Here is a 21543-nt window from a genome sequence, read left to right on the forward strand (position 1 = left end):
TATAATTTCAGCTGAAGTTGCTTTGTTGCCCTATCGAGGAGGGTGGAATGTTGAAAGGGAACCACTACCGACCAAAGCCACTATTAACAAAACGAGAAAGAGAAGTTTTCGAATTGCTAGTTCAAGACAAAACAACAAGAGAAATAGCGGAGGAACTGTTTATTAGTGAAAAAACAGTTCGAAACCATATTTCCAATACGATGCAAAAGCTGGGGGTAAAGGGGCGTTCCCAGGCTGTTGTTGAATTGCTTCGTCTGGGAGAATTAGAAATATAGCAAAATCGGCTTATCATAAGCCGGTTTTTTTATATTCTTTTTGTGATGAAGAAAGAATCACATTAACACACTGTATGTAGAAAAAATAGGTACCTATCATAATTTCCAATTTAATAGTACACTTAGATAAACTATTTACTATGTAATCAAGGTTTTTAGATAGTTATATAGACGATTTTTGGAAAATAATCTTTTTATCCTTTTGTTCCGTATACAAGTGGAACCTTTTCTCATTGACGTTCTATTTTTAATTTACTATTATTAATACGTTCGTAATCATAAATGAAACCGGTTTAATGAGGGGAACTTATAAATGAATGGTCCATTCAAAATTAAAAAAATTCTAAATAATAATGTCGTCATCGCTTTAACAGAGCAAGAGAATGAAGTCGTCCTTACGGGGAAAGGCATAGGCTTCAATCAAAAGCAGGGCGAAATATTGGATGATACAAAGGTAGATAAGTATTTTGTTCTTATAGACAAGTCTGAACAAGAGCAGTACAAGCTACTAGTGCCACATGTGTCTGAGTCCTTTATTGGTGTCATGAATGAAGTAATCTTCCTAATTAGCGAAAAGCTGGACACTGATTTTGACGAACATATCCATATTGCTTTAACTGATCATTTATCATTCGCCATTAAACGTCTTCAACAGGGTCTTGGGGTTAAGAATCCGTTTCTGATTGAAACACAAACCATGTATCCAAAAGAGTACACGATTGCTGAAGAAGTGATTCAATTAATGAATCATAAACTTAATGTCTCACTACCTGATGGAGAGATCGGTTTCGTAGCATTGCATATCCATAGCGCTGTGACGAATCGAAGCATTACGGAACTGAGTAAATACTCACTATTAATTAATCGCCTTGTATCAGTGATCGAGGACTCGCTTAAGGTAGAAGTATCCCGTACTGGGATTGATTATTTACGTCTTGTTCGACATTTACGACATGCGATTGAGAGAAGTGAGCTCAACCAACCAGTAGAGGCGCATGAAAGGTTAGAAAAAGTCTTGAAAGAAGAATATCCTTTGTGCTATAATCTGTCATGGAAGTTGATTAAAATTATGCAAAAGGAACTTCAGACGAAGTTTCCAGATGCAGAAGCAGTTTACTTAACAATGCACTTGCAAAGGCTTTCTCCAAATTAAAATAATATTAACGGTAACGTGTTACTGACACGATCAGGCATGAGTGAAACCGGAATGACAATCTCGTATTGGGGTATAGTATATCCTGATTGTATTGTCGTACCGTTCACTCATGCCTTTTTATATGGAGAAAGATTTTTGGGGGAAAATTAAAGGAGGAAAAATCATGTTTAAAAACGCTTTTGGTGTTTTACAAAGAGTTGGTAAAGCGCTAATGCTTCCAGTGGCTATTTTGCCAGCGGCTGGTTTGTTACTAGGTTTTGGTAATGCTTTTCAAAACCCAACCTTGCTTGAAAAATTACCATTCATGTCAGCAGAATGGTTCCAGCTTCTCGCCACTGTTATGGAGGAATCTGGAGGAATTGTTTTTGCTAACCTCGCGCTATTATTCGCTGTTGGTGTAGCAATTGGATTGTCAGACGGAGACGGTGTTGCAGGTCTTGCTGCGATTGTCGGATTCTTGGTAATGAATATTTCGATGGGTGTGCTTGAAGGAGTAACTGCTGATCAAGTAGCTGAAAGCGCATCATATGCGAATGTTCTCGGTATTCCTACGCTTCAGACAGGAGTATTCGGAGGTATTATAGTCGGTATCCTTGCCTCTTATATGTATAAACGGTATTATAATATTCAACTTCCTCAATACCTTGGTTTCTTTGCTGGAAAGCGTTTTGTGCCAATCGCGACAGCGGTTTCAGCGTTGCTTCTAGGTGTGATCATGATTTTTGTATGGCCACCTATTCAAGCAGGTTTAAATGCTTTCTCATATAATATGCTTGATGCAAACCCAGCGCTTGCTGCATTTGTATTCGGTGTAATTGAACGTTCATTAATTCCATTTGGACTTCACCACATCTTCTATTCACCATTCTGGTTCGAGTTTGGTCAATATACAAATGCTGCTGGTGAAATTATTCGAGGAGATCAGAAGATTTTCTTTGAACAGTTAAAAGATGGTGCTGAGTTAACTGCAGGTACTTTCATGACTGGTAAATTCCCATTCATGATGTTTGGTCTTCCAGCTGCTGCACTTGCCATTTATCATGAAGCTCGTCCAGAGAAAAAAGCAGTTGTAGCAGGTATTATGGGATCAGCTGCGCTTACATCTTTCTTAACAGGTATTACAGAACCAATTGAATTTTCATTTCTATTCGTAGCACCGGTGTTGTTCGGTATCCATGCGATCTTTGCAGGTCTTTCATTTATGACGATGGCCTTGCTTGACGTAAAGATTGGTATGACATTCTCCGGTGGTGTAATTGACTTCCTTCTATTCGGTGTTCTTCAAGGAAGAACTGCATGGTGGCTTGTTATTCCAGTAGGTTTAGCGTTTGCTGTCATTTACTACTTCGGATTTAGATTTGCGATCCGTAAGTTTAACTTGATGACTCCTGGTCGTGAAGACGACGAAGAAGATGAAGTGGCTGATGATGGTCAAGAAAACACTGCTTTAGCTTATAACGTACTTACGGCTCTTGGCGGCGAAAGCAATATCACGAATCTAGATGCGTGCATCACTCGTCTTCGTGTTTCTGTAGCTGATAAGGGACAAGTTGATAAGAAACGCTTGCAACGTCTAGGTGCCGCTGGTGTTATGGAAGTTGGTAACAACATTCAAGCTATTTTCGGTACACAGTCTGACGGCTTGAAAGGACAAATTGCAGATATCATTAGTGGTAAAACGCCAAAACCTATTCAAGATCAGCAAAAAGAAGAGAAGCCAGCAGAATCAACAGGTAAAAAAGGTGAAGACCATCTTATTGCTCCAATTGAAGGTAAGATTTTACCTATTTCAGAAGTGCCAGATCAAGTTTTCTCTGGTAAAATGATGGGAGACGGTTTTGCAATTGAACCATCTGATGGCTTGATTGTCGCACCGGTTGATGGCAAAATAATGAATGTGTTCCCAACTAAGCATGCAATTGGTATTGAATCTGTTAATGGTCGTGAAATTCTAATTCACGTTGGAATTGACACGGTTAACCTTAAAGGTGAAGGCTTCGAAGTGTTTATTAGCGAAGGTGATGAAATTAAGCAAGGGCAAAAGCTTATGAAAGTTGATCTTGACTTTATTAAAGAAAATGCAACTTCAACCATTACCCCTATCGTGTTTACGAACCTTGAAGATGGAGAAACAATTGATCTTGCTAAAGAAGGTAACGTTTCTAGGGAAGACAAAGATATTATTACGATATCAAAATAAAACTATAAAATTCGAAAGAGGGAATTAAAAATGGCAGAGAAAAATTTCACAGTAACAAGCGAATCAGGAATTCATGCACGTCCAGCAACAGCACTAGTTAACAAAGCAGGTCAATATAGCTCTGACGTAACTCTTGATTATAACGGAAAGTCTGTAAACCTTAAATCAATCATGGGCGTAATGAGCCTTGGCATTCAACAAAACTCTGAAATCACTATCAAAGCAGAAGGATCAGATGCTGACGATGCGATTGCAGGACTAAGTGAAGTTATGGAAAACGAAGGTCTAGGCAAGTAATGTCTAACCAACTGACTGGAATTGGCGCTTCTGCCGGAATTGCAATCGCTAAAGCATTCGTTCTAGAAAACCCAGCACTTGAAATTGAACAAAAGACAATTACAGATGCTGATGCAGAAATCGAACGCTTTGAAGCGGCAGTGCACATTGCAAAAGAAGAACTTGAAGTTATTAAAAACCACGCCAATGAACAGCTCGGAGAAGATAAAGCAGCGATTTTCGCTGCTCATCTTCTCGTTTTATCTGATCCAGAGTTGTTGAACGCGGTTAAAGATAAAGTCAATAATGAAAAAGTGAATGCTGAGAGCGCAATGAGCGACGTATCGAATATGTTTATTAGCATGTTTGAGAACATGGACAACGAATACATGAAGGAACGCGCGGCAGATATCCGTGATGTTTCGAAACGTGTTCTTGCTCATTTACTTGGCGTTACATTTACTTCTCCAGGAGCAATTACAGATGAAGTAATCGTACTTGCAGAAGATTTAACACCTTCTGACACTGCTCAGCTTAACAAACAATTTGTTAAAGGATTTGCAACCGATATTGGTGGTAGAACGTCTCACTCTGCGATCATGGCTCGATCTATGGAAATCCCTGCAGTAGTTGGTACGAAAACCATTACTTCTGAAGATGTAGAAGGAAAAATGGTTATTATTGATGGTATTGATGGTAACGTTATTGTTGATCCTTCTGAAGAAGAAATTGCGGAATACACAAAGAAAAAGGAAAACTTCGAAGCCAAAAAGCAAGAGTGGGCAAAGCTTGTTAATGAGCCAACAACTACTAAAGACGAGAAACACGTTGAACTTGCTGCAAACATTGGTACTCCTGAAGACGTAAAAGGAGTTCTTGAAAATGGTGGCGAAGGTGTTGGTCTTTATCGTACTGAATTCCTTTATATGGGTAGAAATGAATTGCCTACAGAAGAAGAGCAATTCAATTCATATAAAGAAGTACTAGAAAAGATGGAAGGGAAGCCAGTCGTTATCAGAACACTTGATATCGGTGGAGATAAAGAACTACCATACTTAAATCTTCCAAAAGAAATGAATCCATTCCTTGGTTTTAGAGCAATTCGTCTTTGTTTGGAAGAAACGGAGATTTTCCGTACTCAGTTACGTGCTCTACTTCGTGCAAGTGTCTATGGTAACTTGAAGGTTATGTTCCCTATGATTGCGACTGTTGGAGAATTCCGCCAGGCTAAAGAAATGCTTCTTTCTGTTAAGGAAGAGCTTATCAGGGAAGGCGTAGAAGTGTCAGAAGACATTGAAGTAGGAATGATGGTTGAAATTCCAGCTACGGCTGCAATGGCCGATGTTTTCGCTAAGGAAGTTGATTTCTTTAGTGTTGGAACAAATGACCTTATTCAATACACAATGGCGGCTGACCGTATGAACCAAAAAGTTTCATACTTATATCAACCATATAACCCTGCAATCCTGCGTCTTGTTAAGATGGTTATTGACGCAGCGCATAAAGAAGGCAAATGGGCTGGTATGTGTGGAGAAATGGCTGGAGATCAAATTGCCATTCCAATTCTACTAGGTCTAGGCCTTGATGAGTTTAGTATGAGTGCTACGTCTATTCTTCCTGCAAGAAGCCAAATGACAAAGCTATCAAAAGAGGAAATCTCTTCTCATATCGATCACATTCTTTCACTTGCAACAAATGAAGAAGTGATTGCTTATGTAACAGAGCATTTCGCAACGGAAGAGCTATAGGAAACTATAGCTCTTTTTTTAATACTTGCGTTAACCGTCTTTTTCTAATGGCTTTCTTTTAAAAGTTTTGTCTGAAAACAGATGCTTCATGGTGAAGTGTATACTCTTGCATTTCGATTCACTTACAATCAAAATAGATAGTAAGACATAATAAGGGGGAGACTAGATGCCTGAAGAATTAACAAGAGAACCAGCATCAATTGTTGATATAGAGAAATCACTTCGGATGGTCGCAGGTATTATTAAGCAGAATGGACGTGAGCTATTAAGTGAGTTCTCAATAACACCTCCTCAATTCCTTGCGTTACAATGGCTCTCAGAATATGGCGATTTAACCATCGGTGAGCTTTCTAATAAAATGTACTTGGCATGTAGTACAACGACCGATCTCGTTGATCGAATGGAAAAAACAGATTTAGTTAAAAGAGTGAAAGACCCAAATGATAGACGAGTCGTTCGAATTCATATACTAGATAAAGGTAATGAGATCATTAAGAAAGTTATTCACAAAAGACAGGTCTATTTGGACAAGATCACTCAGAGGTTTTCAGGTGATCAAGTAAAGGCTCTTGAAGAGAGTTTACACTTGCTTTATGAAGAGATGAAAAAGAACTAATTGGACCGGTAAATAGAGAGGCGAAATGTTTTGAAGAAACCAATAGGGGTTATTGATTCAGGTGTTGGTGGATTAACTGTAGCAAGAGAAATTATGCGACAGCTTCCAAAAGAAGAAATTGTATACATTGGTGACACTGCGAGATGTCCTTATGGGCCAAGATCATCTTCGGAAGTTAGGCAGTTTACATGGGAAATGACAAATTATCTTCTTGATCAATACCAAATTAAAATGTTAATAATTGCATGCAACACAGCAACTGCAGTCGTTCTAAATGAAATTCAGGAGAAGCTTGATATTCCTGTCCGGGGTGTTATTCATCCAGGTGCAAGGAGTGCTTTAAAAGAAACGACAAATCGATATATAGGTGTAATAGGAACATCAGGAACAATTAAAAGTGGTGCCTACGAGAAGTCACTAAAAGCGATTAATAATGATATTCGAGTAGAAAGTCTAGCTTGTCCACCATTTGTTCCCCTAGTCGAAACGGGGAATCTTGATAGCGAAGAAACATATGAAACTGTTAAAACAACACTAGCACCATTAGTTCATAAAGGTATTGATACGCTTATTCTTGGATGCACTCACTATCCTTTATTAGAACCAGTTATCCAATCCGTCATGGGAGACAATACGTCTATTATCTGTTCAGGCGATGAAACCGCATATGAGGTGAGTGGAATTCTTGAATATAGCTCGCTTTTGTATATCGGAGATGAAAAGCCTGCCCATACGTTTCTTACGACTGGATCTATTGACAACTTCACAAGAATAGCGACTCACTGGCTAGATTATCCAGTTGTAAAGGTCGAACAAATCAAGCTCTAGTCCATCGACTAGAGTTTTTTTGTTATGCACCTTCGTTAAGAAGGTGTTTTGTAGATCCTAAGAACTTCACTCGATCAAATGCTAAGCCAAGTTATTCTCATTCCTCTGGTATAAATTCTTATATAACTCGTATAAATGGTAGTACAAACCATCCGGGGAGGGATAGCTATGCGTTTACGTGGAATTGGATTTATCATTATGTTGCTTTCAATCTTACTAACAATATCGGGATGTGGATTTGGTTTTGAAAAGACGCTAAACGAAATTGATCCGCCTAAAGTTGACTATGTCGAGGAAGGAAAGCAGCTTGATGATGAGGATGCTGGTGCTGTTGAAGAGAGCGGTGCAGAAGGTGCTGAGGGAGAGCAAGCGGCTGATGCTACAACGGGGATGACCGCTCGTGAGCTTTATCTCCTTGATGCAAACGGAATGGTCGTTCCACAAACGGTTCAGTTACCTGCGGTTGAAGGTGCTGCAAAACAGGCGCTCGAATACCTGGTTGTAGATGGACCTGTTACCGAAATGCTTCCTAATGGCTTTAAAGCTGTTTTACCAGCCGGAACTGTCGTGCAGGGCATTGATCAAATGGAAAATACTCTCGTCGTCGACTTCTCTAATGAATTTAAAGATTACGCAGCTGAGAATGAAAAGCAAATTTTAGAAGCCGTCACTTGGACGCTTACGCAGTTTGAAGGTGTAGAGAAAGTCAAAATCCAAATTAACGGGTACGATCAAACGGAAATGCCTGTTAACGGTACACCAATTGGAGAAAGCTTTAGTAGAGCGAATGGAATAAATCATGAGATGGGTAATGTCGTTGATGTTTCAAATAGTGAAGATATAACAGTGTACTTCATGGCTCAGAGTGATGATTACGCCTATTATGTACCTGTTACGAAGCGTATGGAAGGTGTGTCAAGTGATGTCAAAGGTGTGCTGAAAGGATTAATGGAAGGGCCTCCTATTCATTCAGGGCTTTTCACAAACATTTCTAAAGATGTGAAATTACTCAATGCGAAAGAAGAAGATGGATTGTTAACGTTAGACTTTAATGATGCGATCTTAACTGGAGCAGAAGATAAAGTACTTGAAAAAGAACTATTAAATACGCTTGTTCTCTCTTTAACAGAGCAAACAAAGGTTGAGGAAGTAGCGATTACTGTAGACGGTAATGCTGAGGTAGTAGATGATTCAGGGAAAAGTCTATCCGAGCCAGTATCTAGGCCTGTAGACGTTAACAAAGTAGGTTTTTAAAAAAGAATATGATAGGATGAAGAGGCAGGAGTACTGCCTCTTTTCTTTGTTTTAAATGAAACATTTAGTGGAAAGGATCCATCTAATAAAGAGCGCAGCCTGTGAAAGATATGGTGAACAGGAGGACAATTATGAGAGTTGACGATCGTAAACCTAATGAGTTACGTGAGATACATATTGAAAAAGATTATATTAAACATCCTGAAGGTTCGGTATTAATATCAGTTGGTGATACCAAAGTGATTTGCTCTGCATCTATTGAAGAGCGTGTTCCTCCATTTTTGAGAGGACAAGGAAAGGGATGGATAGCGGCAGAATACGCCATGCTTCCAAGAGCAACAGAACAACGTAACATTCGTGAGTCAAGTAAAGGGAAAGTTGCTGGTCGAACAATGGAGATCCAGCGTTTGATTGGCAGAGCGCTTCGAACGGTTGTGGATCTTGAAGCACTAGGCGAACGAACGGTATGGATCGATTGTGATGTCATCCAGGCAGATGGTGGAACACGAACTGCATCAATAACTGGAGCATTCGTTGCTTTATCAATTGCTATTGAAAAAGGACTTGCAAGGAAGCAGCTCAAAAAAAATCCGCTAACTGATTTTCTTGCTGCCACCTCTGTAGGTATAGATTCTAAAGGAGAGGCTATTCTTGATTTATGTTACAAGGAAGACTCTTCTGCTCAAGTTGATATGAACATTGTTATGACTGGAAGTGGGGAATTTGTTGAACTTCAAGGTACAGGTGAAGAAGCTACCTTCAACATGAACCAACTAAATGATATGCTTTCTCTTGGCAAAGAAGGCATTGAACAATTAATCGTGAAACAAGCTGATGTGATTGGTGAATTTGCTTCCAAGATCAAGGGGGGTTAATCATGCACAAACTTCTTATTGCTACAGCAAATGAGGGAAAAGTAAAAGAATTCAAGCGACGGTTTGAATCAGAAAACTTAACCGTTATTTCTTTATTGGATCTAGATGACGCACCGGATGTAGCGGAAACCGGAAGTACCTTTGCTGAGAATGCTGTTTTAAAAGCTGAGGCGATTATGCGCCTTACGAATCAACCTGTTATCGCCGATGATTCAGGGCTCGTTGTCGATGCTCTTGACGGAGATCCAGGAGTTTACTCAGCGAGATACGCTGGTTTGGAAAAAGATGATGAAGCAAACATTGATAAAGTATTGAATGAAATGAAAGACATACCTGAAGGCGAACGTACAGCATCGTTTCAGTGTGTTCTAGCAGTTGCGATACCAGGTGAACAAACAGAAGTGTTTTCAGGAACTTGTAATGGAACCATCACATTTGAACGTTCTGGTCACTTTGGGTTTGGGTATGATCCGATTTTCTATGTCCCTTCTTATCGCAAAACAATGGCGGAACTATCTCCGGATGAGAAGAACGCTGTTTCACATCGTGGACAAGCCCTTGATCGTCTTGAGGAAAGTTTTCAAGAATTATTTTAAATGAAGACTATGTTAGTTCATATTGTTCATTTCTCAAATGAGCCAACAATCAACACTGTTCATTAACATAGCCTAAGTGAAAGGAGTGGAGCGAATTGAAAGTACTTGTCGTAAGTGATAATCATGGTTCAGCAGAAGAACTGCAACATCTAGTAGAAAGACATCAAGAAGATGTTCAATGTATGATTCATTGTGGAGACTCTGAGTTTGATTATGATGCAGAAGAAATGACTCCATTCCAATTAAGAGTGAGAGGAAATTGCGATTTTGATAATCGCTATCCTAATGAAATTTCTGAAACAATAGGTAGTAAAACAATTTTTGCTACGCACGGCCATCTATACAATGTGAAGATGACGCTTATGAAGCTCGCTTATAAAGCTGAAGAAACAAATGCAGATCTTGTTTGTTTCGGTCATTCTCATGAAGCTCTTGCTGTTTACGAGGATGGCACTCTTTTTCTAAATCCAGGGAGCGTGAGACTTCCTAGACAACCTACAATTAAAACGTATGCGATTGTAGAATGGTCTGATAGCAAAGTGACAGTTACGTTCTATGATGAAGAAGGTACCGTTGTAAATGATCTTTCTAACAGTTTTACAATTTAGAACAAAGTTTTTAAAAAGAGGCTGGGACATAAGCATATAACCATGAGAAAGACCCGAACAATTCATTTGAATCAGATCGGGTCTTTCGTAATTTACAGATAAACAACCGCTTCGCCAACATACTTCGCTTTCCGCGGGCNAAGCAAAAAATCTTGCGGGGTCTTCGGACTCATGCTGTTCCCGCAGGAGTCTACGTATGTTGGCTACGCTAAGGTCTTACTCTTAACATTCATTATTCGCGATTTCCTTCATGTATTTTAGTTTTGTCCCAGCCTCTTTTTTACGCTTTTTTCTAAAGGTTTTTTTCTAAAAGATTGTTGCTTTTGAAAAAGTTTTAAAGACAACACTTAGCAAATTGGAGCGTAAGGTGCTCGACTCCTGCGGGACTAGCGGGACAGGTGAGACCCCGCAGGAGCGTAAGCGACGAGGAGGCTTACCGCCCGCCCCGCGGAAAGCGAGCACCTGGAGCGGAAATTAACCACTAATCTAATAACAACAATATCTACGAAAAGAGCCTTTTTTTAAAACAACTATTGACTTTGCAAGTACCATTCGATATATTTATATTTGTCGCTGCGCGGCAGTAATACATAGATTATACATTCGTTTTGTCCCAGTAGCTCAGCAGGATAGAGCAACAGCCTTCTAAGCTGTGGGTCGGGAGTTCGAATCTCTCCTGGGACACCATAATATTTTAATCCAAAGACATTTATCAATTTGATAGATGTCTTTTTTGATTTTCTTCCTAATCATAAGAGATAACCGGCTTTTTCAAACATAATAAAAATCTAGGTGAGATGTACAAAAAAAGAGAGGGGCATGCTTCAGCTTGAGTTTACATGTGGATACTGATAAACTGATAGCTAATCGTAGCTGCGCCTTTCCTGCTGTAAACTCTTTTAATAGAGAATATAAGAGAGTGGAGCGATTACGTCATGGATAAAGAAAAGCAAGAGCGGAAAATAGTATATTTTCCAAATGTGGCAGGCAAACTTGTCGAAAAAGGAATGGCAGCACTAAAAGCAAAACAAATAAAAGAAGCGCATGAACATTTCAGTCAGCTTCTTGAAATCGAACCAGATCACCCGCAGGGGCATTTTGGGATGGTGCTCAGTCTGGTTGAAATGGGAGATTTAATCGAAGCATCTGAACGCTGTGAAACAATGATGCAGCAAGGTATCGGGGACTATTATGACATTTTTCAAGTATACATATCGATATTGGTTCAGCTTGGAAAGTATCAGAAAGTGGTTACGATGATTGAAGCGGTATTACAAGAAAATCAGCTTCCGTCGAACATTGCGGAATCGCTCTACCAACTGCTGCATTTCAGCAGACAAATGACAAATTATGATCTTGATTCCCATGATGAGTATGACGCTGTTCAAGAAGAGGATACGGACAAGCTAATTGCTTATCTAGAAAGCGATAAGACGGAGAAACAGTGGCTGGCAATACAGAAGTTAGGCGCTGCAGATGAGAAAAAGTCAATCCCCGTTTACCTTACATATTTGAATGAAACAAACAAAGATCCTCTTTTGAAAAGCCTAGTTCTACAAGTGCTAAGAGAAAAAGAGTTGGATCAAGAAGTCGTCGTACATAAATTTGGTAGAGAAATTACTGTGAATCCCTCTCATCTAAAAGATATCTTTTTACAAGACTTCTCCTTGAGTGTGAAGTCGAAACTGTCTGACGTAGTCGAACAGAAAAACCCAGCTCTTTTTGAGATGTGTATGCAAATTTGGTGGCACTATCTTTTCGCCATTTCTCCTTTCGAAGCTGAACCTACGAATAGTTCTGTCTGGGCAGCAGCAGTTCATAAAGTAGCTTCAGATATGAACGGGGAAGAGATCACTAATGAGGAACTACGCATGCATTATGAAGTCAAATCGTCGGAGTTCGAAGTAGCTGCAAATCGTATCAAGAACATAGAAAATCAGCCGTTCTACCGTCCCTTTGAATAGAAATAAATGGAAAGTCGATGTTTTTACTTGCGATTAAGAGAAATCATCGATAAGCTGTACTATGGCAAAACGGTTTGCAATCATGCCGTATGTGTTGAAAACCGGCTGTTCTATGTTATAATACAATAGTTGCAAACCCATATTTACTAGTAAAAGAGACCGTTTGAAAGATAGTAGACGCTTTTATACTCCAAAAAGTGTCATCTTAATTAAACGCTCGATTAGTGGAAATATATTTAATTGTTGGAGGTAATGTGTAAATGACTGCAAAATGGGAAAAGCTTGAAGGTAACCAGGGCGTCCTTACAGTTGAAGTTGACGCTACTGAGGTAAATACTGCGCTTGATGAAGCGTTCAAAAAAGTTGTTAAACAGGTAAACGTACCTGGATTCCGTAAAGGTAAAATGCCACGTTCTCTTTTCGAAAAACGTTTTGGTGTAGAATCTCTTTATCAAGATGCTCTTGATATCATTCTTCCTAAAGCATATTCGGAAGCTATTGACGAATCTGGTATTGAGCCAGTTGATCGTCCAGAAGTTGACGTTGAGCAAATGGAAAAAGGTCAAAACTTGATCTTCAAAGCAACTGTAACAGTTAAGCCTGAAGTTAAGCTTGGCGAATACAAAGGTCTTGAAGTTGAAGAACAAGATACAAACGTATCAGATGAAGAAGTAGAAGCAGAGCTTAAATCTCTTCAAGAAAAGCAAGCTGAGCTTGTTGTTGTTGAAGACGGAGAGCTTCAAGAAGGCGATACAGCAGTTATCGACTTTGAAGGCTTCCTTGGTGAAGAACCATTCGAAGGTGGAAAAGGTGAAAACTATTCACTAGAAATCGGTTCAAACACATTTATTCCTGGATTTGAAGAGCAATTGATTGGTGAGAAAGCTGGCGCTGAGAAGGAAGTAACAGTTACTTTCCCTGAAGAGTACCATGCTGAAAATCTTGCTGGACAAGAAGCGAAGTTCCAGGTGAAAATTCACGACATTAAGCGTAAAGAGCTTCCAGAGCTTGACGATGAGTTTGCTAAAGATGTAAACGAAGAAGTCGAATCACTTGATGAGCTTAAGAAGACAACGAAAGAAAATCTTGAGAAGCAAAAAGCAGAAGATGCTGATGTTCAAAAGAAAGACGCGTTGATTGAAAAAGCTGCTGAAAACAGTGAGATTGATCTTCCATCTGCAATGGTAGATGCAGAAGTAGACCGCATGCTTCAAGAATTTGAACAGCGTCTACAACAACAAGGTATGAACCTTGAAATGTACTACCAGTTCTCTGGACAAGATGAGAAAGCACTTCGCGAACAAATGCAAGAAGACGGTGAAAAGCGCGTGCGCACGAACTTGACTCTTGAAGCGATTGCTGACGCTGAGAATGTGGAAGTTTCTGAAGAAGAAGTAAATGAAGAACTTTCCAAAATGGCTGCTATGTACAACATGGAAGAAGAACAAATTCGTTCAATGCTAACAATGCAGGGTGGCACTGATGCACTTAAAGGTGACCTTCGCGTTCGTAAAGCGATCGATGTACTTGTAGATAACAGCAAAAAAGCTTAATAGAAGCTATTATTGGCTTATTTGAAACAAGGCGCTTAATTGCGCCTTGTTTTTACAAAAAGAAGTAGTAATGAAATCATTTAAATTAGCTAAACATAGTAGTAGGACAAATACTCTATACATAATAAGCTTTCAAAGAGTCGTTTTACTTCGTATCCTTTTGAGTTATGTGATACAATTTCAATACATAAATAGGATAAGAAACCAGTGGTGAATGCCCGTTAGGATTGCTTAATAAGTGATGGTTAGTTCGAATGCGCTAACTTAGTTCCTTTGCAGATAGACCTACTCGGATTTCATCGAGATCAACGGTTAGGGGTGAATTCATGTTTAAATTTAACGACGAAAAAGGACAATTAAAATGTTCTTTCTGTGGCAAAACACAGGATCAAGTACGAAAGTTAGTTGCAGGACCAGGTGTATATATCTGTGATGAATGTATTGAGCTTTGTACTGAAATTGTAGAAGAAGAACTTGGAACTGAAGAAGAGGTTGATTTCAAAGAAGTACCGAAACCTCATGAAATTTGCCAAATTCTTGATGACTATGTCATTGGTCAAGAAAAAGCGAAAAAGTCTCTATCTGTTGCGGTTTACAATCACTACAAGCGTATTAACGCTTCAGGTAAACCAGACGATGTAGAACTTGCAAAGAGTAACATTGCTTTAATTGGTCCAACAGGAAGCGGTAAAACCCTTCTTGCTCAAACACTTGCTAGAATTTTGAACGTGCCTTTCGCGATAGCGGATGCTACCTCATTAACTGAAGCGGGTTATGTTGGTGAGGATGTTGAGAATATTCTTCTTAAACTCATCCAAGCAGCAGATTACGATGTAGAAAAAGCTGAAAAAGGTATTATTTACATCGATGAGATCGATAAAGTGGCGCGTAAGTCTGAAAATCCTTCTATTACACGTGATGTGTCGGGTGAAGGTGTTCAGCAGGCTTTACTTAAAATTCTTGAAGGTACAACGGCAAGCGTTCCTCCTCAAGGTGGACGTAAGCATCCTCATCAAGAATTTATCCAAATTGATACGACGAACATTCTTTTCATTTGCGGTGGTGCATTTGATGGAATTGAACAAATCATTAAACGTCGTCTTGGTAAGAAAATCATTGGTTTCAGTGGTGAAGCGAAACAGGAAGATCTTAAACCAGGAGAATATTTAGGGAAAGTACTTCCAGAGGATTTACTTCGCTTTGGACTTATTCCTGAATTCATCGGTCGTCTTCCAGTTATCGGAAGCCTTGAGCCACTTGATGAAGAAGCATTGGTTGAAATTCTTACAAAGCCTAAAAACGCTCTTGTTAAACAATACCAAAAGCTTCTAGAGCTTGATGACGTAGAACTTGAATTTGAAGATGATGCTCTTGTTGAAATTGCTAAACAGGCTATCGAAAGAAAGACGGGTGCACGAGGACTTCGTTCTATTATTGAAGGCATTATGCTTGATGTAATGTACGATCTCCCATCTCGTGATGAGATCAAAAAATGCGTGCTTACAGCTTCAACTGTAAGTGAGAAATCAACCCCGCGCTTGATTTTAGAAGATGGTTCTGTCATTGATGAAGATAAGAAATCACCAAAGGAAAGTGCATAAATAATGAAACCAATCACCTGCAGGTGATTGGTTTTTTTATATTCTTTTGTTGGATTCAATTATGAATTTCCGGTTTATGGAACCATACCTCAGGAGATACTAAGGCTATTGATAAATCTCCAGGAGGTACGAGTATGAATTGGACAGGCATTGCGTTAGCGATACAGTTGTTTTTTGGAATTGTCATAGGATTGTATTTCTGGAACTTGCTTCGTAATCAGCGAACCCAGAAAGTTTCTATAGATAAAGAATCCCGAAAAGAAATGGAGCACTTAAGACGACTGCGGAGTATTTCCCTAAGTGAGCCACTTTCAGAGCGCATTAGACCTACTGGTTTCTCGGAAATCGTGGGTCAAGAAGAGGGGATCCGTACTCTACGAGCGGCTATTTGCGGACCAAATCCTCAACATGTCATTATTTATGGTCCACCTGGGGTCGGGAAAACGGCTGCAGCTAGGCTTGTACTTGAAGAAGCAAAGCGTAATCGCGGAACGCCTTTTAAACAAGCAGCCGTCTTCGTTGAATTGGACGCTACGACTGCGAGATTTGATGAAAGAGGAATTGCAGATCCACTCATTGGGTCTGTTCATGATCCCATTTATCAAGGTGCAGGTGCTATGGGGCAAGCTGGTATTCCTCAACCGAAACAAGGTGCTGTAACAAATGCCCATGGAGGAATTCTTTTTATTGATGAAATTGGAGAGCTTCACCCAATTCAAATGAACAAGCTTCTAAAGGTGCTCGAAGATCGAAAGGTTTATCTAGAAAGTGCTTATTACAATGAAGAGAACTCGAATATTCCAACACATATTCATGATATATTCCAAAATGGATTACCTGCCGATTTCAGAATGATCGGAGCTACAACAAGGACACCTGATGATATACCTCCTGCCATTCGTTCTAGATGCATGGAAGTTTACTTCAGGGAGCTAAGTCAGGGCGAAATTGCTAAGATTGCAACGAGAGCTGCTAAAAAGCTTAATCTTACGTTAGATGAGGAAGGTATTGAGCGAGTTAGCCGATATGCAAGAAATGGGCGGGAAGCTGTAAATTTGATGCAAATTGCCGCAGGTCTTGCAATCACGGAGAGTAGGGGAAGCATTACTGCAGCTGATATGGAATGGGTCATTCATGCGAGCAGGCTATCGCCTAGACCTGAAAGGAAAATTCCACTTCACCCAAGTACAGGTCTCGTAAATGGCTTAGCTGTTTATGGACCGAATACAGGAGCCTTACTTGAAATTGAAGTAACAGCAGTTAAGGCCGATAAGGAAGGAACTGTTACGATTACTGGTATTGTGGAGGAAGAAAGTATTGGTAATCAATCAAAGTCAATTCGAAGAAAAAGCCTAGCAAAATCCTCGGTAGAAAATGTGATGACCGTTCTAAAGGCGATGGGTATTCCAGCTGACTCTTATCATCTACATATCAACTTCCCAGGTGGTGTTCCGGTCGATGGTCCTTCAGCAGGCGTTGCAATTGCAACAGGTATTTATTCTGCTATTAAAGGAAGCCCTGTTAGTAACAAGATAGCTATGACTGGTGAGGTCAGCATCCACGGCTTCGTTAAACCAGTAGGTGGTGTGTTTGCAAAGGTAACAGCTGCTCGTGATGCCGGTGCAGAACTTGCATTAATTCCAGAAGAGAATAACGAAGAGATGCTTAAAATAATTAAAGGGATTAAGGTTGTACCCGTTAAGCATTTATCTGAGGTATTTGATGCAGCATTTCTTCTTGGAAAACAGCAGGAATATCCATCTATAGTGATGGGAAAATCCCAGCCTGGTAGTTAAAGGGCGGGATTTTCTTTATGAAGCAAAGTTTTTTGCGAGTTTGGACAGGGAAGATTAGACAAGTGGAAGATAGTTAGGATACAATGAAGTACAACTTATTAACTAGTTAAGCTCAGGATTTCTGCGAGTTAAAATAAGGTTTTTATAGTTTGTTGTCTGGAGGTGCCATGATTGAAAAATGAACATAAAACATTGCCATTACTACCATTACGAGGATTGCTAGTATATCCATCCATGGTTCTTCATCTTGATGTTGGACGAGATAAATCTGTTCAAGCACTGGAGAAGGTTATGATGGAAGATCAACAAATCTTCCTCTCTACACAAAAAGAAGTAGAAACGGAGACACCAGAAGTAGAAGATATTTACGAAATCGGTACACTTGCAACCGTTAAGCAAATGCTTAAGCTACCAAATGGTACAATTAGAGTACTTGTTGAAGGTCTTCACCGTGGCAAAATCGTTGAGTTTAAAGATACAGAGGAATTCTATGAAGTAGAAATCGAGCAGGTTGATGAGAGCGATGAGCGGAGCGTTGAAGAAGAAGCATTAATGCGAACGGTTCTAGATTTATTTGAACAATACATTAAAGTTTCTAAGAAGGTAACGGCTGAAACCTTTGCTTCTGTAAGTGATATTGAGCAACCAGGACGGTTGGCAGATATTATCGCATCACATCTTTCATTGAAGATACGTCAGAAGCAAGAAATTCTTGAAACGTATAATTCAGAAGAACGGTTAAATAAGCTCATCGAAATTCTTCAAAATGAGAAAGACGTTATTGATCTTGAGAAGAAGATTGGACAAAGAGTAAAGCGTTCTATGGAAAAAACCCAGAAAGAATATTATCTTCGTGAACAAATGAAGGCGATTCAGAAAGAGCTAGGAGAAAAAGAAGGTAAAACTGGTGAAATTTCATCTTTGAAAGAGAAGATTGAAGAAGCAGATATGCCTCTGAATGTCCAAGAAATGGCTTATAAAGAGCTTGATCGATATGAGAAGATTCCACAAAGCTCTGCTGAGAGTTCCGTAATCCGGAACTACATCGATTGGTTGATTCAAATTCCTTGGTCGAAAGAAACTGAAGACAACCTTGATATCAATCATGCGGAAAAAATATTAAATGAAGATCATTACGGTCTTGAGAATGTAAAAGAACGTGTTCTTGAATACCTTGCTGTGCAACAGCTAACGAAATCGCTTAAGGGACCAATTCTATGTCTTGTAGGACCACCAGGAGTAGGGAAAACGTCACTTGCACGATCAGTAGCTCGCTCTATTGGACGTGAATTTGTCCGTATATCACTAGGTGGTGTGCGTGATGAGGCTGAAATCCGCGGTCATAGACGAACATATGTAGGTGCTATGCCTGGTCGAATCATTCGTGGAATGAAAAAAGCAGGAACGGTTAACCCTGTATTTCTACTAGATGAAATCGATAAAATGTCCAACGATTTCAGAGGCGATCCATCTTCGGCCATGCTTGAAGTACTTGATCCACAGCAAAACAATACGTTTAGCGATCATTACATCGAAGAACCCTATGATCTATCGAAAGTTATGTTTGTAACTACAGCCAACAGTCTTGGAACAATTCCTGAGCCGCTTCTTGATCGAATGGAAGTTATTCGCATTGCTGGTTATACGGAAATAGAGAAAGTGAATATTGCGAAGAACTATCTAATGCCAAGACAACTGGAAGAGCATGGTTTAAGTAAAGGCAATCTCCAAATGAGAGATGAAAGCCTCTATAAACTTGTGAGACACTATACAAGAGAAGCTGGCGTTCGTAATTTAGAGCGGCAAATCGCCACTGTTTGTCGAAAAGCAACTAAATTAATTGTATCAGGAAAGAAAAAACGTGTTATTGTAACAGAGTCTATGCTAGAAGAATTACTAGGACATCCGAAGTTCCGCTATGGTGAAGCAGAGAAAGAAGATCAAATTGGAACGGCTACGGGTCTTGCTTATACAACAGCAGGTGGAGATACGCTCGCAATTGAAGTCTCCTTATCACCTGGAAAAGGGAAATTGATCTTAACAGGTAAGCTCGGAGACGTCATGAAAGAATCTGCTCAGGCTGCTTTTAGTTATATTCGATCAAAGTCAGAAGAACTTTCAATTGATCCAAGTTTCCATGAAACGAACGATATTCACATTCATGTGCCTGAAGGGGCTACACCTAAAGATGGTCCTTCTGCAGGTATTACCATTGCAACAGCTCTAGTATCCGCATTAACTGGTAAGGCTGTTCGAAGAGATGTCGGAATGACAGGTGAAATCACTCTTCGTGGACGGGTCCTTCCAATTGGTGGACTGAAAGAAAAGTCATTAAGTGCTCATCGTGCTGGATTGACGACAATTATAATGCCGAAAGAAAATGAAAAAGATCTGGATGATATTCCAGAAAGCATACGCAAAGATTTAACCTTCCTTCCAGTTTCACATTTGGATGAAGTGTTAAAAACCGCACTTGTGGGGGAGAATAAATGAAAGTAACAAAATCAGATTTTATTATCAGCGCAGTTAAACCGGAGCAATATCCTATAGATGGACTACCTGAAATCGGACTAGCTGGTAGATCGAACGTAGGTAAATCATCTTTAATTAACACGCTGATTAATCGCAAGAACCTTGCCAGAACTTCTCAAAGGCCTGGTAAAACGCAAACTCTCAATTTCTATTTGATCAACGAGATTTTATACTTTGTCGACGTTCCAGGATATGGCTTCGCAAAGGTTTCTAAGAAAGAAAGAGAATCCTGGGGCAAAATGATTGAAACGTATTTAACTGACCGAGATCAGTTGAAAGCTGTTATTCAAATCGTTGACTTAAGACACTCACCTTCAAACGACGATGTTGTTATGTACGATTGGTTAAAGCATTATGAAATTCCTGTCATCGTAGTGGCAACAAAATCTGACAAGATACCAAAAGGAAAATGGGGTAAACATCTTAAAGTTGTTAGTCAAACGCTTAAGATCGAACCCACCGATAAGCTCGTAACGTTCTCCTCTCACACTGGACAGGGCAAAGAGGAAGTATGGAGTGCTATTAAATCTTACCTATAAAGTCCTTTAGACCGGCACAAGTGCTGGTCTTTTTTTATACTGTGATTTGTTTTGATTATTCAGAAAAATGACGTTTTTAAATCCCTTTTTAAGGGAATAGAATAAAAGGCTAGTAAACAGAAGGATAAGCTTGCTCAGTCTGCCTCATGCCTGTAAATGCTTAAATAGGGGGTGTAATAGAAGTCATAAAGAATTGATCGAAATGTCAAAATATTGGTATTATAGTAATATCGCAGTTTACATAATCTTAACTGCATGAAAGAAAAGTCGTTTAAGGGGGACATGTGAAGATGAAAAAGAAATGGAGTTTTCTTACCGCATTAATGTTAACGTTTGTTCTTGTTCTTACTGCATGTGGTGGAAATGAGTCTTCTAGTGGGTCTGAAGGATCTGAAGAATCTGATGGTCTAGAGCTTACAGAAGATGGTAAATTCAGTTATGTTGTGTCAGGGGAGTTTCCTCCTTTTAGTACCGTTGATGAAAACGGTGATCTTGACGGTTTTGACGTTGCAGTAGGTAAAGCTATTGCAGAAAAAATAGGACTTGAACCAGCAGTTGAGAAATTCAAATTTAGTGGTATGGTTTCAGCTATTCAATCAGGACGATATGATGCGGCCGTAGCTAGTCATACGATTACAGATGAGCGTAAAGAAGCGGTCAACTTTAGTGAACCTTACTATTATTCAGGCCCCGTGCTCTATGTACAGCCTGGAAGTGACATTACGAGTGTAGAAGATCTTTCTGATAAAGATGTAGCTGTTTCAAAAGGCTCCACTTACGAGAAATCAGCACAGGAATATACAGATAAAATTTCGAATTATGACAGTGATCAGACTGCTCTTCGTGCATTGAGCGAAGGAAAGCACGATGCTGTTATTACAGATGACATTACTGGTAAACAAGCAATTGAAGAAGGATTTAAGATCGAAAAAGTAGAGCAACTTGGTACTAGTGAACAGGCCGTTGCAATTAAGAAGGAAAATGCTAACCTTCTTGAAGCTGTAAATAAGGCGTTGCAGGAACTGAAGGAAGATGGAACGCTTAAAGAACTTAGTGAGGAATACATCAAAGTAGACATCACCCAGAATCCTGACAGCGAGTAAGGAAAAGGAATGTGTGCTTTTGC

At 39.6% G+C, this 21543-nt stretch carries 18 protein-coding genes and 1 tRNA gene; all 19 read left to right on the forward strand.

All coding sequences use genetic code 11. From position 1 onward, the window contains the following. Positions 1-47: 47 nt before the first annotated feature. On the forward strand, positions 48-275 hold the full coding sequence (locus AB986_RS16635) for a helix-turn-helix domain-containing protein (RefSeq protein WP_369810531.1): 228 nt from the start codon (positions 48-50) through the stop codon (positions 273-275). A gap of 313 nt (positions 276-588) precedes the next feature. Beyond that, a complete protein-coding gene (gene glcT, locus AB986_RS16640) occupies positions 589-1428 on the forward strand; it encodes a glucose PTS transporter transcription antiterminator GlcT (protein ID WP_048312498.1) in 840 nt (279 codons plus the stop codon). Between the two features lie 166 nt (positions 1429-1594). Then, positions 1595-3631 carry a glucose-specific PTS transporter subunit IIBC gene (gene ptsG, locus AB986_RS16645; protein ID WP_048312500.1) on the forward strand — a complete coding sequence of 679 codons (2037 nt, stop codon included), beginning with the start codon at positions 1595-1597 and terminating at the stop codon, positions 3629-3631. A 30-nt stretch (positions 3632-3661) separates the two neighbouring features. Continuing rightward, positions 3662-3928 carry a phosphocarrier protein HPr gene (locus tag AB986_RS16650; protein ID WP_048312502.1) on the forward strand — a complete coding sequence of 89 codons (267 nt, stop codon included), beginning with the start codon at positions 3662-3664 and terminating at the stop codon, positions 3926-3928. Next, positions 3928-5655 carry a phosphoenolpyruvate--protein phosphotransferase gene (gene ptsP / locus AB986_RS16655; protein ID WP_048312504.1) on the forward strand — a complete coding sequence of 576 codons (1728 nt, stop codon included), beginning with the start codon at positions 3928-3930 and terminating at the stop codon, positions 5653-5655. Before AB986_RS16650 ends, ptsP begins: the two co-directional genes overlap by 1 nt. A 166-nt stretch (positions 5656-5821) precedes the next feature. Next, positions 5822-6271, forward strand: a complete 450-nt coding sequence (locus AB986_RS16660) for a MarR family winged helix-turn-helix transcriptional regulator (RefSeq protein WP_048312506.1) — start codon at positions 5822-5824, stop codon at positions 6269-6271. A gap of 30 nt (positions 6272-6301) precedes the next feature. Further along, complete coding sequence (racE, locus tag AB986_RS16665) at positions 6302-7099, forward strand: glutamate racemase (RefSeq protein WP_048312507.1); 798 nt, start codon at positions 6302-6304, stop codon at positions 7097-7099. 168 nt (positions 7100-7267) lie between these two features. Then, positions 7268-8353 (forward strand): GerMN domain-containing protein, encoded by a 1086-nt coding sequence (locus AB986_RS16670; protein WP_048312509.1) that lies wholly within the window; start codon positions 7268-7270, stop codon positions 8351-8353. Positions 8354-8484: 131 nt separating this feature from the next. Next, complete coding sequence (gene rph, locus AB986_RS16675) at positions 8485-9228, forward strand: ribonuclease PH (RefSeq protein WP_048312510.1); 744 nt, start codon at positions 8485-8487, stop codon at positions 9226-9228. A 2-nt stretch (positions 9229-9230) separates the two neighbouring features. Beyond that, positions 9231-9824 carry an XTP/dITP diphosphatase gene (locus AB986_RS16680; protein ID WP_048312512.1) on the forward strand — a complete coding sequence of 198 codons (594 nt, stop codon included), beginning with the start codon at positions 9231-9233 and terminating at the stop codon, positions 9822-9824. Positions 9825-9919: 95 nt separating this feature from the next. Beyond that, positions 9920-10432: a metallophosphoesterase gene (locus AB986_RS16685; RefSeq protein WP_048312515.1), complete on the forward strand. Its 513-nt coding sequence runs from the start codon at positions 9920-9922 to the stop codon at positions 10430-10432. A 610-nt stretch (positions 10433-11042) separates the two neighbouring features. Continuing rightward, positions 11043-11119 (forward strand) — tRNA-Arg (locus AB986_RS16690). A gap of 248 nt (positions 11120-11367) precedes the next feature. Beyond that, positions 11368-12396: a tetratricopeptide repeat protein gene (locus tag AB986_RS16695; RefSeq protein WP_053216227.1), complete on the forward strand. Its 1029-nt coding sequence runs from the start codon at positions 11368-11370 to the stop codon at positions 12394-12396. 260 nt (positions 12397-12656) lie between these two features. After that, positions 12657-13949 (forward strand): trigger factor, encoded by a 1293-nt coding sequence (gene tig, locus AB986_RS16700; protein ID WP_048312518.1) that lies wholly within the window; start codon positions 12657-12659, stop codon positions 13947-13949. 326 nt (positions 13950-14275) lie between these two features. Then, positions 14276-15550, forward strand: a complete 1275-nt coding sequence (gene clpX, locus AB986_RS16705; protein ID WP_048312521.1) for an ATP-dependent protease ATP-binding subunit ClpX — start codon at positions 14276-14278, stop codon at positions 15548-15550. A gap of 134 nt (positions 15551-15684) precedes the next feature. Next, the gene (lonB, locus tag AB986_RS16710) at positions 15685-17346 is read left to right on the forward strand and encodes an ATP-dependent protease LonB (protein ID WP_048312527.1); all 1662 of its coding nucleotides are present in this window, start codon (positions 15685-15687) and stop codon (positions 17344-17346) included. Between the two features lie 171 nt (positions 17347-17517). Next, positions 17518-19839 carry an endopeptidase La gene (gene lon / locus AB986_RS16715; protein ID WP_048312530.1) on the forward strand — a complete coding sequence of 774 codons (2322 nt, stop codon included), beginning with the start codon at positions 17518-17520 and terminating at the stop codon, positions 19837-19839. Continuing rightward, a complete protein-coding gene (yihA, locus tag AB986_RS16720; protein WP_048312533.1) occupies positions 19836-20417 on the forward strand; it encodes a ribosome biogenesis GTP-binding protein YihA/YsxC in 582 nt (193 codons plus the stop codon). The genes lon and yihA overlap by 4 nt, the downstream gene beginning before the upstream one ends. 290 nt (positions 20418-20707) lie before the next feature. Then, positions 20708-21520 carry a transporter substrate-binding domain-containing protein gene (locus AB986_RS16725; protein WP_048312536.1) on the forward strand — a complete coding sequence of 271 codons (813 nt, stop codon included), beginning with the start codon at positions 20708-20710 and terminating at the stop codon, positions 21518-21520. The last annotated feature ends 23 nt before the right edge of the window (positions 21521-21543 follow it).

Source organism: Guptibacillus hwajinpoensis (assembly GCF_001039475.1).
Lineage (GTDB): Bacteria > Bacillota > Bacilli > Bacillales > Guptibacillaceae > Guptibacillus > Guptibacillus hwajinpoensis.